This is a genomic window from Steroidobacter gossypii (assembly GCF_016801985.1).
Lineage (GTDB): Bacteria > Pseudomonadota > Gammaproteobacteria > Steroidobacterales > Steroidobacteraceae > Steroidobacter > Steroidobacter gossypii.
Genome location: NZ_JAEVLS010000002.1, coordinates 996,527 through 1,009,517, shown reverse-complemented (window position 1 = coordinate 1,009,517; position 12,991 = coordinate 996,527). Strand labels below are relative to the sequence as shown.

Genomic DNA, 12,991 nt, shown 5'->3' with positions numbered 1-12,991 from the left:
GGCGGGCACATCCGTGTGCCTGGGGTGGCCCTAGCCAGGTTTTGTGGTTCCGTGTTCGGCTCGCAGCCGATGGAAAAGTAGCAAGAGTAGGTTCCATGGATTTCAATTTCAGCGAAGAACAGCAACTGCTGGTGGATACCGTGCAGCGCTACGTGCGCGATGAGTATTCGTTCGAAGCCCGGCGCGACATCCTCAAGAGCCCGGCGGGTTGGAGCCGCGAGAAATGGCAGGCCCTGGCGGGCCTCGGACTCACGGCGCTCAATGTACCGGAGGAACATGGCGGCCTGGGCAGCGGCCCGGTGGAAACCATGCTGGTGATGAATGCGCTCGGCGAGGGCCTGGTGGTCGAACCTTTCCTCCCCGCGGCTGTGATGACGCCGGTACTGCTCACTCGGATCGACGACAAGGCCGCGGCCGAACAACTGCTGCCGGACGTCGCTTCGGGCGAGCGCATCGTCATCGTTGCCCATCAGGAGCCGCAGACGCGCGGTGAGATCAATCACGTCGCCACTCGCGCCGAAAAAACGTCCAGCGGCTATGTCCTGGATGGTGTGAAGAACGTCATCTTGGGCGGCGGCGCGGCCGACGAGTTGCTGGTGAGCGCGCGGACCGCCGGTCGAGTGGGCGACACAGACGGCATCAGCATCTTTCGCGTCGATCCCAAAGCCGCGGGCGTGACCGTCAAAGACTACGGCACCATCGACGGTCAGCGCGCCGCCGATATCGAATTGAAAAAAGTCGCAGTGCCCGCCTCCAGCCTCGTGGGCGCCGAAGGCAAGGCGTTCGCGGCCATCGAAGCTGCGCACGATCAGGCCCTCAGCGCGCTGTGCGCCGAAGCGGTGGGCATCATGAAGGCGGTCAACGCCACCACCCTCGACTACACCAAGAACCGCAAGCAGTTCGGACAGCCGATCGCACGCTTCCAGGTGTTGCAGCATCGGATGGCGGACATGTTCCTGCACAGCGAACAGGCCCGCTCCATGAGCTACCTCGCGGCGATCAGGTGTGTCGATAGCGATGCCGGAGAACGCCGCCGCGCGTTGTCGGCCGCCAAGGCGATCGTCGGCCAGGCGGGCCGGTTCATCGCCCAGCAGGCAGTGCAACTCCATGGCGGCATGGGCATGACCGAGGAGTTGATGGTGAGCCACTACTTCAAGCGGCTGACGGCCATCGATCTGACCCTGGGCGACGCGGACTTCCATACCCAGCAGTTCATCGCGGCATCGAACGCAGCATAGCCGAGTCACGACCCGGGACGAGCGTCCCGGGTCGCTCACTTCAACCTGTAGATCAGCTTCTGGCCGCGCTCGGTGGTCGACTCCAGCGCCAGCCATTGCTTCTGCTCCGAATACCACAGATCGATCGACAGCTTCTGGCTGCGCAGCTGGTAGCGCCGCGCCGGCGTCTTCACGCCACGCACGACGATGGGGTCGAGCCCGGCGTCCGTGATCTTCACGTCGACGTAATCGCCATTCTGCGAGTTCAACAAGCGCGACTGCTGCAGCATCGCCGGATTCCAGTAGGCAAAGGTCAGCACGCATTCGCTCAGCCGCTGCACGGCCTGGTCGGCGCCTTCGAGCCGTTTCACCTCGGTGTGGCGATCAGGTGCCTCGCGACTGGCGCGCTTCACCTCGACGCGATATTTCTTACCATTGTCGTCGGTGCTCGAGGACAGCGAGTCCAGGCAATCGCCATCCCACTGCTCGACGTCGTGGTGATCGTACGAGTAGGCGGTCACGAACAGGATCTTGACCGTCATGCGCGCCTGACTGGTGAGCTGACGCCGAGCTCCCTGCTCGATCAGCTCGAAGCGATGCGTGCCGATCTCCTTGTCGTCCAGGAACACGCGGAAGTCCCAGGTCTGATTGGCGCCTGCCGCCGACGCCCAGCTCGAGGCCAGCAGCGCCAGCAAGCTGCGTCCCAGGATTCTGCTCATCGAGGCCATGCTGCCCGCCTTGTCCGTGACAACCTGAACGGATTTCGGTGCACGAGCGGCTTTGGATGTGAGCTCGAGCGTCGGCTTGGCGTCGGAGCAGCTGCGCGGACGGTGCTGTCGAGAGCCAAAATGTCGGGTCGGAACCGCGTTCGGATGACCGGGCCTTGAAGAATCGCCGGTGTGCCCCGACACCCGAGCCGAGCGCGCGGCAAAGCCAGGCGAGAGCCAACGCACCATGCCAATTTGTGGTCGTAAGCCTTGGATTTTACTGGCCTGACTCCATATCAGGACCACCTCCGGAAGCGCCTGAGGCGGATCCAGGGCGCGCGTGTAGAGCGAACCGAGTGCGAAATCGAGCCCAGTTTGAGTTGAATTCTGCGTGAAATGCGCGTTACAGGCGGTCCCAGCGGCCGTGTTTTGGCATACAATCCGCGCCCCGAAAATTCCCGCGCCTTGTCTAACCGAAATCGGCCCCGACCCATGGGACCCTGAAGACCTTTTAGAGACCGGTTTGCATTGACCCGATTGGCTCGATACCGAAACGATTTTTGGCTTTGCCGGCGAGTTTAGTTTTGTCTACCCCCCGTAACCAACCCCAGGAAGTGAATGTGGAACAAGCGCAACTTGAGCTGCAGTTGAAAGTTTGGAAAGAGCTTGCGATCAGCAAGCAGATTTTGATGCGGTCGGCGACCGACGCCTTGAAGCTGGATCCCAACTGCTCTCAGGATGAACTCAAAGTAGCGCTTGACGCAGTCATCAAGAAGATTGCCGAGGCCGACTCGAGCGTTGCCATCGCGCGCCAGGAAGCCAAGCAGGCGATCGCCGAGATGGAGAAGAAGCTGCAGGCCGCCGAGAAAGCTCGCACTGTCGCCGAGAACACCTCCGCTGAAGTGCGCGCCGCGCACGAAAACGCCACGCGCCAGATCGAGATCGAGCGCGCCAACTTCACCAAAGAGATGCAGCAGATGAAGGCTGTGGTCGCCGAGAAGGACAAGGCGGTTAAGGCGATCAACGCCGCGCTCGCGGACACGCCCGAGAACGTGGTGAAGAAGCTCAAGGCGCTGCGCAAGGAGAAGCAGGACGAGGCCGACGGCCGCCGTCAGGCCGAAGCCAATATGGCCACCCTGCGCAAGGAAAAGCAGCAGACCGAAGAGCAGCTCAACAAGGCCAACGAAAAGAACGCCAAGCTGGTCACGGCTTACACCGATACGCACCAGCTGGCGAGCAAGCTGCACGAGCAGCTCAAGCCGCTGGTGAGCGATGAGAAGGATCTGCCGGCGCTGCCCGAGCTCGACAAGAGCCTGACCGAAGAAGCCAAGGACGAGCCCACCAAGGGCAAGAACGGTAAGAAGTGACTTTGCGTACGCGTCATTCGGTGCGGATGACGCGCGCATGCAACGACAGGCGCGAGCAATAGCGATATAACATACGTTACTTCGCACGTAACATAGGTTATTCCCAGGTGATCTCGCGTCCTGTCAGCAGCCTCGATGTAGCGCTGACGAGCGCGGCGGTCACACAACTGTCGCCGTTCTTATACGCAAATGGCATTGTAAAATGGGCTGCACCCGGCATATGGTGAGCCTCCAACCCGAAGAGATTAGCGGACGGAGGTTCCCATGTACGCCACTGCCATCCCTGCGGGCACGCTGACCATTCGCGCGGCGCGCGACAACAACAGCTGCGAGCTTTGGTTCAACGATCATTTCGTCGGCTCGTTTCCATCGGCCGCGGCCGCCGCTCAAAGCGTGAGCCGGCACAACAGCGGCTGCCGCCCCATCGACGAGGGTGGCGCCCAGCTGCCCGAGAGCATCGATGCCTGGCAATGGATCAGCGTATCGTCCAAAGCGACCAGTCAGCCGATGTTTCTGGTGAGAGATCCCGCGCCCGCGGCGTCGAGGGTCTCGACGGTTTGACGAGCTTCTTCGCATTCACCACATCCCGCACCGACGGGATGCAAGAACAACAGCCGGTCAGTGGACAGGTGTTCGACGGTCACGCTAACGACGTCGCGCGATTTCGCCAGCCTGGCGTGAGCGTGACCCACCTGCCCCTCCAACTGCAGCCCGCGCGCTCGTAGCCAGTCGTCCGCCAATGCGAAGCGAGAGCAACAGTGATTGTTCTCGCCATAGTCGATGCGCTTGCGACGACCATTCTCCAGCACCGTGCAGTAACTTGGCGTGCGATAGGGAACTCCCGCGACCACCTCGGCCAGATGCAAGGTGGTATTCGCGTCGTGCCCCACGCCGAGCAGCAATACCTGGCCATCGAGGTCATGCACTCGGCCGACCGGGCTTGCTGGAATGTGCGGAGGCAGTGGCAGCGGGTCCGAGGTGATGAATCGCGCCTGCGGCCCGAGCGCTGCGAACGCATGGAAGTGATCGCTTCGAACCACGCCCGGCAAACGCCAGAACGTCTGCGGAAGCACGCCAAGGTCATGAGCGCTCGGCGTGACCAGCGCGTCGAACGGCTCGTCGTCGCGATCGCTCCACGAGGGCATCACCAAAGTGCCCTCGGGGCCGAGCGCCGCGCGTAACGCTTCGATCAACCCCAAGGGCCCGCGCTCGACCGGACGAACCGCGCGAAACGACGTATGCACCAGCAATACGCCGCCCGGCCTGACTCCCAGGCGGCGCAGCTGTGACGTCACGTCGGCCACGCTCAACTCGTTTTTCACTGCTGCAGTCACTAGCAACTCCACTTAGAAACAAATGCGAATCGTTCCTGCGCAAGAACCTGCTGTGCGCAGAGCATCGGACACCGGTGGCGGAAATTTTTCTGCGACTCCGCTCATCCGTACTTACAACGCTTCCCTTCTTGAAAATGCATGTAATCGCGAGGAATCGCGCTTTTGACCTGCCTGTGCTGCGTATTGAGCTTTACTGCCGAAATATTTTAGCCTCCATTCGACCTCCTGGCCCGAGCACTCGACTCATGCAGTCATTCGAACAAGAGATGAAGTCGCTGCGTCGCGCAATCCGACATTTCTTCGAACGCATCGGTTGGCGAAGCGCGCCACCGAGCAAGCCCGTCGCGCCCGAAGTCAGCAGCCCGCCCGACCTCGTGAGCAGCATCCTGGATCGCACGGCGACGGATCTGCGCCAGCTCGCGACCTCCGGTGAGCAGGAGTTCGACGCTCGACTCATCATCGAGCGCGCGGTCCGGGAGCTGAGCCAGCTCGGCTATCAGTCGCCGCCCTTCGAGGAACAGCTCATGGATCGTTATCTGGCGACGTTGCCCAAGCCCGATCATGACATCCTGTGTCTGTTCAAGGAGGGCAAGAAACACAACGAGATCGCCGCGTTGATGAACACCGACTTGCGGTCGGTGCGCGCTTCGCTGATCAAAACCTATGCGGACCTGCGCATGAACATGATCGGCCCGGACGACGGCGGTGGCGGTCTGCCGACGGAAGCCCCGGCGACAGCGCCCCCGACATCGACATCGACCCACAAGCCGATGAAGCGCAGCTTGCTTCACCACGTCTGAGAGTCCGCCGCGCGTCGGATAAAACATTCCGCAGACGGGCTCGAAGCCCTCGACCCTCAATCTTGACGCCCTGCCGAACCGCAGCGCATTCTCGCGCTCGGGGTCATTCGAGGCGGAGGCACAGCTGGCTACGCGAACGGAGAAGCGGCGACCTCGCCGCCAGGTACAGGAAGTGACCATCGACGATGTCGCGGCTGCGGCCGGCGTCTCACGTATGACGGTGTCGCGGGTCTTGCGTGGCGGTCACCTGGTGCGGGCGCCGTTGCAGGAACGGGTGTTCGCCGCCGTCAAGAAGCTCAATTACCGCCTCAACGTTTCGGCTCGCGCCCTCGCCGGCTCCGGTCCGTCGCGCGTCGGCCTGGTGTATTCGAACCCCAGCCAGGCGTTCCTGAGCGAACTGCTGACCGGCGCGCTCAAGGAGTCTAGCAAGCTCGGCATGCAGCTGACACTCACGGCCGATGCGGAAACGCACGACCGCACCGCCGAGATCGACGCGCTCCTGCGCAGCGGCGTACAGGCGTTCGTGCTGCCTTCGCCTGCCTGCGACGCGCCCGATGTGCTGAAGTTGCTGCGTGAGGCGCAGGCGCGCTGGGTCGCCATTTCGCCGGCCAACCTGGAGATTCATCGCTTCAGCGTCTCGGCCGATCACTTCGACATCGCCGGCCGGATGACGACCCGACTCATCGAGCTCGGCCATCGTCATATCGGTTTCATCGCCGGCTCTGCCACATCCAAAGGCGCGGCCGAGCGCTTGCGAGGCCACTTGCGGGCGATGGCTGCGGCAGGCATCAAGAAGTGTCCCGTCGAGCAGGGTGCTTTCACCTTTCAATCGGGTCTCGAGGCCACGGAGAAGATGCTGGCTTCCTTTCCTGAATGCACGGCCATCATCGCCTGCAACGACGACATGGCCGCGGCGGCCATCTCCGTGGCTCATCGCCATCACCTCGACGTGCCGAGGGACCTCACCGTCGTCGGCTTCGACGACACGCCGATCGCGTCCATCGTGTCCCCCGCGATCACCACGGCTCGCCAACCCATCGCCGAGATGGCCCAGAGCGCGATCCGCCTGCTTCACACGGCATCCAACTTGACGAGCGAGGATGACAACAAGCGCACCCAGAAGGTGCTGCCCTGTACGCTGATTGAACGGGAGTCCAGCGGCCCGCCTAGGGTCGCCGCTCGCTTGCGAGCCTGACAAGTTCGAGAAGACCCACCCCCTGGGCCCCGTCCCGTTCCGGGGGGAACAAACGTTTGTATTTTCGCTTGCGGCAGGCGTTTCCCGGAGGATCTGCCGCTACTCAAAGCTTGGGGTCCAGCAGGTGCTGGATGTGTTCCAGGTTGGTGTTCAGCTGTTCCAGGCGATCGCCGTCGCACATCAGCACGAAGACCTGATCCAGCAGGTGTTGCAGCGCTGACTGATACAGCAGCGGCTGGATGTGAGAGCGCTCGTCATGCGCCGAGACCAGCAGCGTCGCATCCGCATGGGCACGCAGCGGATTCGAGGTGTGGCGAGTCACCGAGATCACCTTGCCATGGCGCTCGCGAAATTGTCGTGACAGCTGATTGAGCGCCGCCTGCTGGCCCTGCTCCGAGAACACCATCAGGACATCGCCTCGCTCCGCACTCGAGATGCTCGCGGTCATCCGCACCGGATCGTCATGATGCACCGTAAACGTCCCGAGTAGCGCCAGGCGCTGCGCGAACGTCTGAGCCGCGCTCCCGTCATCTCCCAAACCGATGCAGTACACCTTGCCAGCGCGGCTCAGCAGTGCCGCGATCTCACCCAATGTTTCCGGATCGTTGATGAGCCGCGTCTCCTCCTCCGCCCGCGACTTGCTCTGCCACAGCGTCTCGGCAAGAGACTCACGAGTGGCCGCTCGAGGCGACCTGGCCGTCGTCTTCACCTGCCCGTCGCTGGCCCGGGCAACCGCCTCTCCGACCGAATACTTGAGATCCGGATATCCCTTGAAGCCCAGCTTCTGGCTGAACTTGACCACACTCGACTGACTGATCTGCAAGGCATCGGCCAGCTGCTGGGAGGAGTAGTCGCGCAGCAGGTGCGCATTGTCGAGCATGAAATCGGCGATGCGGCGTTCGATCGCCGACATCTGATCCCGTTCCGCGCGAATTTTCACGAGGGGCGACATTTATCTCACAACCTCTCCAGCCCGCGAATCTCACGGATGCCCAGGCCCGGCGCATCGGTGATCGAGATTTCGGATTCGTTGAAGATCACGCCGCCATCGACCGGATTGAACGCACACAGCGACGGCCCGTCGAGGTCCACCTTGGTGATCACATTGGCCTTGGCAGCGGCCAGGTGCACCGCCGCCGCCACGCTGATGCTGGTCTCGAGCATGCAGCCGATCATGCACTCCACCCCATAGAGCGCCGCGATATCGGCAATATGGATGGCGCTGGAGATGCCGCCGGTCTTCATGAGTTTGATATTGATGATATCGGCGGCGCGCATCCGGATCAGCTCGATCACCTGGGTCGGGCCGAACACGCTTTCATCCGCCATAATGGGCGTATGCACTCGCTCGGTGACATAGCGCAGACCGTCGAGGTCCTGCGCTTTGACCGGCTGCTCCACCAGCTCCAGCCGCACCCCCGCGTCTTCTAGCGTCTGCAGCGCGTATACCGCCTGCTTCGCCGTCCAGCCCTGATTCGCATCCAGCCGCAGCAAGGCGCGATCCTCCACCGCCGCGTAGATCGCTTTGACGCGCTCGATATCGACCCCGATGTCCTTGCCGACCTTGATCTTGAGCGCCTCGAAGCCGCGCTCCACGGCCGCGATGGAGTCCGCGACCATCTTGTCGATGTAATCCACGCTGATGGTGATATCGGTGGTCACCACCGGATCGCCGCCGCCGAGCATCTTGTAGAGCGGCGCGTTGTACAGCTGCCCGAACAGGTCGTAGATCGCGATCTCGACCGCCGCTTTGGCGCTGGAGTTTTTTTCCAACGACGTCTGGATCAGTTGAGTGATGCGATTGAGATTGGCGATGTCCTGCCCGATCAGCCTTGGCGCGATGAACTTGGCGATGGCCTCGACGATGGAGCCATGCGTGTCGCCAGTGATCACCGCAGTGGCCGGCGCTTCGCCATAGCCCACGTGACCGGTGTCGGTGTGAATCTCGACGACGATGTCTTCGACGATATCCACGGTGCGCAGCGCTGTCTTGAAGGGGGTCTTCAACGGCACGCGCAACATGCCATACCGAATAGCCGTGATCTTCATGATGGTCTCAGTAGCGAATCCGCTGAATGCTGTAGATGCGGTCGATCATGGGCTGCCCCTCGCTCAGCAACAGTGGCAGCAAGGGTGTGACCGAGACGCCGTTCAATCGGGCCCGCTCGATGTCACCCTCGCCGCGACGAAAGCTAATGCCGGTGGTGTCGTGAATCACGTAAGGACCGCCCTGGTCCTGACCGATGACCATCATCACGTGGCCGGGGATGTAAATGAGATCCCCAACCTGCGCCTGCCGCAGCAGCGCCTCGCGCTGGTCATGATCGTCGGCCGCCGTGAGCTCGATACGATTGAACGCCGGGCTCACGCCCTGATCGCGAGTGTTGCGGGGCAACTGCACACCGAAGCTGCGATACACCTCGGACACGAAGCCGCTGCAATCGCGCGCATTGTATGAATGACCCCAGCCGTAGCGCTCGCCCAGGAACTTGAAGCTCTGTCGCAGAATGTTTGCGCGAGTCAGCGGCAGATACCGGTCCTGCACATCCTGGGTCTTGGGCAGGAGCGCCGGCGAGAATTGCAGAGAGCCATCGGCCGCACGATACGGCAGCTCGATGACATGCGCCGTGTAAGGATGCTGACCGTTGACGGGCGTCTCGATCGGCCAATCCGCCAGCAACGGCACACGCGCGCCCATTTCGAGCTGCACGCTGGAAACCTCTGGCCGCTCGGGCGTGAAGACGGTGTGCACCTTCGCGCCAGTGACGACCAGATACGGCGCCTTGCGCGGATAAGCAAAGACCGCCTCACGATTCCCTTCTGCAACCGCGTCCTTCTCTATCCATGCACTGTAGAGCGCGCTCACGACAAACAGCCATTTCCCACCGCGGCTGGCATGCGCGATCACGACCGGCGTTCCCGGAAACAACGCATTCTCCTGGAATCGATCGATATCCGTATCGTCGGTAGCCGAGAACACGCGTGCCCGCGTTGGGAACGTGCGCAAGTCCGCGCGTCGCACGACCATTCCGTATCGAGTCGGTTGAGTTGCAGGGATGGCGTCGAGCCCCAACGCCGCCAGCCAGTCATCCACGCGCGCCGCGGTCACCTCGCGTCCTTGCTCATCGTACAGCGTCCGTTGCGGCCGAGCCGACATCGCCTCGATCCACTGACGCACATCGGTTGCGGTCAGCGAGGTCGGCAGAGCTTCGATATCGCGTACCGATTTGTCGGTTTGTTTCAGTCGCTGGTTCTGTTCAGCAATGGCGGCTGAATCGAGCACGACCGCGTTCGCAGCTGGTGCGCGTCGGGTCCAATACTCAGCGGTGAGATGCGCAGGGTCCACGCCGATGACGCCAGTGGTTGATCCAACACTGCCAGACTGCTCGCCGCGCACGCCTGCGCAGCCCGCGATCAGAATGACGAGCGACAACAATAGCGAATGTTTGAACATCATGCGGCTCCCGCCGGCGCCAGCGCGGACAGCACGCTCGCCATGAACAAGCCCATCCCGGTGCCGAGAATCAGTCCCAGCATGGCGAGCAGAATCGCGATGGGCACGAGTACCGGCGAATACGTTGCTGCGAGCACAGGCGCCGAGGCCACGCCACCGATCTGCGCGAGCGAGGAGATGCCACACAGGAACATGTCGAACCGAAACATCCGCGCCAGCATCGCGAGGAGCCCGATATGCAACAGCATCGTGACGAAAGCGCACAGAATAAAGAGCGGCGCCGAGGCGAGCCCTCGGAAATTGGATTGCGATGCGAGCACGGCCACCAGCAGCGCCAACAGCGCTGCACCTGTGGACGCCGGACCTGGAATGCGAGCGAGCGGCGTGCGCGCGACGACCAGCCCGGCGACGGTCGAGAACAACACGGTCCAGGACGTCTGAGTGAGCATCGTCGAAGTGGGCATCATGGCGGCAATTCGACCGGCCCCCAGGCCGACCAGCATCGCCAGGCCCAGCCACAACAGAACGTTTCCTGCATCCGCCGGACCCGCCGAGGCCACCGGCGCCAGCTGCGGATACTCGCGACCGTTCTGATCGGCTCGCGTCCAACGATTGAAGACCGGCGCCAACGCGCCAGTGGAGAACAACACGAGCACCCACACCGAATAGCAGAGTGCGTCGGCCAGCAGCACGGCGGGCAATGCGCTCTCCGACAAGCCGATGACCTGTTTGACCGCCACCAGATTGGCCGAGCCGCCGGTCCAGGTGGCGCTCAACGCAGCCAGCATCTTCCACCCTTCCGCCGGCAGCAGCGATCGGAACAGCAGATAGGTCAGCACGATGGCCACGAGAATGCTGAACATCGCGCAGACGAATACAGCCAGCACACGCGGTCCGACCGCGAGGATGGCTCGCAAGTCGCAGGTGACCATCAACAGAAACAACAATGCCGGCAACAACTGGCCGGTGAGCGCTCGCTGCGCTCCCTGAATCTCCGGCGTCGCCGTCCAAACGCCCGCCACCGCCAGCGCCGTCACGAACAGATAAGTCCAGACAATCGGCGGCAGCACGTGGAATACGCGCCATTGAAAGCGCTTTTCCAACGACGGGAACACTCCGGCGGCCAGCGGCATGAGCGCGAGATACGGCCAGACCGTCTCGATCATCGCGGCACTTCGTATGGGTTGGAGTCGGTGTCGGCGCGCGAGCTTCGCATGGCTCAGAATATTCGCTTCTTCTTAGTTTCGAAGCAAGAATAAATTATTGACCGCGACTTCGGCGTCGTGTTACACCATGACTACACCGCGCCCGAGCCAACCTTCGCCGACGTGGACGCACTCAAGTGACTGCTCGACCGCCTCTGCCGTGCCACCGGGAAGCCACCATCCATCAGGCGAGCCAAACGCGTCGCCGATCGAATCGTGCGGCTTCACTGACCGCGTGCTTGCTGTTGGCCGGGGCCATCGCGAGCCCTGCCTACGGCAGCACTCCCGTCAGCGCCATAGTACAGCTCGTGGACGCCGGCGCGTTCAATGATGCCGAGCGCGCCATCGACGACGCGCTTCGCTCCTCTTCTCTTTCTCTCGAGCACAGACAGGCTTACGAATTCGAGCGTGAGCGCATGCGGCGCATTCTGCTCGATTTCAGTCTGACGGCGGCGGATGCACAAGCGCGCGTTCGCAAACAGATTCCCGATCTGACGGACGAAGAGTTCGCCACCTGGGATGCGGCCGGACTACTCGAATCGCGCGTGATCGATGGCAAGAAGCTGTATTTCAAGCGTGCGCCTTCGAATCTGTTTCGGCTGAGCGCAGAAGCTCGCGGCCGGCGAGCGAATCCCGCTCCATTCAACGACAGTCCGCTCGAGAAGCCACACGCGCATCATCGAGAAGTGCTGGCTGAAGCGAAGAGGACCGGCCGTGGCGCGGTCGCGCCTCGTCGCGTGCGCATCACGCAATCGATCTCAGTAAAGGCCGATGCCGTGCCGGCGGGAGAAACGATCCGGGCGTGGATCCCCTACCCTCGCGCCATCCCTGGCCAGCAAGAAAACATTCAGTTCATCGACAGCCGTCCCGCCAAACATCAGATCGCGCCCGAGTCGACGCTGCAGCGGACGGTGTATTTCGAACAAGCCGCCGTCGCCGCCCAGCCGACGCAGTTTTCCGTGACCTACGAGCTGACCATCTATGGTCAGCACAGGCAAATCGATCCGGACAAGGTCGTCCCCGTGAATCCATCCCCGGACCTGGCGCTTCACCTGGGCGAACGTCCACCGCACATCGTATTCACAGAGGACCTGCGGAAGTTTTCGCGCGAAGTGGTCGGGGACGAGAAGAATCCCTATCGAATCGCCCAGAAGCTGTTCGATGCCGTGGATCGCATTCCGTGGGCCGGCGCGCTGGAATATTCGACGATCAGCAACATCAGCGATTATGCATTGCGCGCCGGGCATGCGGATTGCGGCCAGCAGACGCTGCTGCTGATGACGCTGTTGCGCTTGAATGGCATCCCCGCCCGCTGGCAGTCGGGCTGGATCTTCTCCGACGGCGCCTACAACAACATGCACGACTGGGGCTGGCTGTACCTTGCACCGTACGGCTGGCTGCCCATGGATGTGACTTTCGGCCGGATGCAAGCCGGCGAGCCGGCGCTCCAGAACTTTTATCTCGGCTCGTTCGACGCCTATCGCGTGGTCTTCAACGACGACTACAGCCAGCCGTTCGTGCCGGCCAAACAGCATTTCCGCTCCGAGACCGTCGACCTGCAACGAGGTGAGGTGGAATGGCGCGGCGGCAATCTGTATTTCGACCGCTGGGATTACGACTTCAAGGCGACGCTGCTGCCGTTGCCGAGGGATGCACCGACAGCCACGGCGCTGCCGTGAGCCGCCGAAGAATGGGCTAACACCACAACACTG

At 62.4% G+C, this 12,991-nt stretch carries 12 protein-coding genes; 6 read left to right on the top strand and 6 right to left on the bottom strand.

Annotated features, from left to right (window positions below; translation table 11 throughout):
* Window positions 1–95: 95 nt before the first annotated feature.
* A complete protein-coding gene (locus tag JM946_RS11585) occupies window positions 96–1,238 on the top strand; it encodes an acyl-CoA dehydrogenase family protein (RefSeq protein WP_203167440.1) in 1,143 nt (380 codons plus the stop codon).
* Window positions 1,239–1,273: 35 nt separating this feature from the next.
* Here JM946_RS11585 and JM946_RS11580 read toward each other — a convergent pair whose 3' ends face one another.
* Window positions 1,274–1,936, bottom strand: a complete 663-nt coding sequence (locus JM946_RS11580; RefSeq protein ID WP_203167439.1) for a DUF6134 family protein — start codon at window positions 1,934–1,936, stop codon at window positions 1,274–1,276.
* A 608-nt stretch (window positions 1,937–2,544) separates the two neighbouring features.
* Here JM946_RS11580 and JM946_RS11575 point away from each other — a divergent pair.
* Window positions 2,545–3,291 (top strand): coiled-coil domain-containing protein, encoded by a 747-nt coding sequence (locus JM946_RS11575; protein WP_203167438.1) that lies wholly within the window; start codon window positions 2,545–2,547, stop codon window positions 3,289–3,291.
* Window positions 3,292–3,555: 264 nt separating this feature from the next.
* Window positions 3,556–3,852: a hypothetical protein gene (locus JM946_RS11570; RefSeq protein ID WP_203167437.1), complete on the top strand. Its 297-nt coding sequence runs from the start codon at window positions 3,556–3,558 to the stop codon at window positions 3,850–3,852.
* Here the strand turns inward: JM946_RS11570 and aac(3)-IV are convergent.
* Window positions 3,792–4,625, bottom strand: a complete 834-nt coding sequence (aac(3)-IV, locus tag JM946_RS11565; protein WP_322110929.1) for an AAC(3)-IV family aminoglycoside N-acetyltransferase — start codon at window positions 4,623–4,625, stop codon at window positions 3,792–3,794. The genes JM946_RS11570 and aac(3)-IV overlap by 61 nt on opposite strands.
* Window positions 4,626–4,870: 245 nt before the next feature.
* Here aac(3)-IV and JM946_RS11560 point away from each other — a divergent pair, with 245 nt between their 5' ends.
* Together JM946_RS11560 and JM946_RS11555 are read left to right on the top strand one after the other, a co-directional pair.
* Window positions 4,871–5,425 (top strand): response regulator transcription factor, encoded by a 555-nt coding sequence (locus JM946_RS11560; RefSeq protein WP_203167436.1) that lies wholly within the window; start codon window positions 4,871–4,873, stop codon window positions 5,423–5,425.
* A 172-nt stretch (window positions 5,426–5,597) separates the two neighbouring features.
* On the top strand, window positions 5,598–6,620 hold the full coding sequence (locus JM946_RS11555) for a LacI family DNA-binding transcriptional regulator (protein WP_203167435.1): 1,023 nt from the start codon (window positions 5,598–5,600) through the stop codon (window positions 6,618–6,620).
* A gap of 103 nt (window positions 6,621–6,723) precedes the next feature.
* On the opposite strand, the gene JM946_RS11550 is transcribed toward JM946_RS11555, so the two are convergent.
* Genes JM946_RS11550 through JM946_RS11535 form a run of 4 tightly spaced genes read right to left on the bottom strand, consistent with a single transcriptional unit; the run spans window position 6,724 to window position 11,240 of the window.
* Complete coding sequence (locus tag JM946_RS11550) at window positions 6,724–7,572, bottom strand: MurR/RpiR family transcriptional regulator (RefSeq protein ID WP_218042759.1); 849 nt, start codon at window positions 7,570–7,572, stop codon at window positions 6,724–6,726.
* Window positions 7,573–7,577: 5 nt separating this feature from the next.
* Entirely contained in the window at window positions 7,578–8,669 is a 1,092-nt protein-coding gene (locus JM946_RS11545; protein WP_203167433.1) for a dipeptide epimerase, read from the bottom strand.
* 7 nt (window positions 8,670–8,676) lie between these two features.
* Entirely contained in the window at window positions 8,677–10,077 is a 1,401-nt protein-coding gene (locus JM946_RS11540; protein WP_203167432.1) for a C40 family peptidase, read from the bottom strand.
* A complete protein-coding gene (locus tag JM946_RS11535; RefSeq protein ID WP_203167431.1) occupies window positions 10,074–11,240 on the bottom strand; it encodes a DUF819 family protein in 1,167 nt (388 codons plus the stop codon). The genes JM946_RS11540 and JM946_RS11535 overlap by 4 nt, the downstream gene beginning before the upstream one ends.
* 278 nt (window positions 11,241–11,518) lie before the next feature.
* Here JM946_RS11535 and JM946_RS11530 point away from each other — a divergent pair, with 278 nt between their 5' ends.
* A complete protein-coding gene (locus JM946_RS11530; protein ID WP_203167430.1) occupies window positions 11,519–12,958 on the top strand; it encodes a transglutaminase-like domain-containing protein in 1,440 nt (479 codons plus the stop codon).
* The last annotated feature ends 33 nt before the right edge of the window (window positions 12,959–12,991 follow it).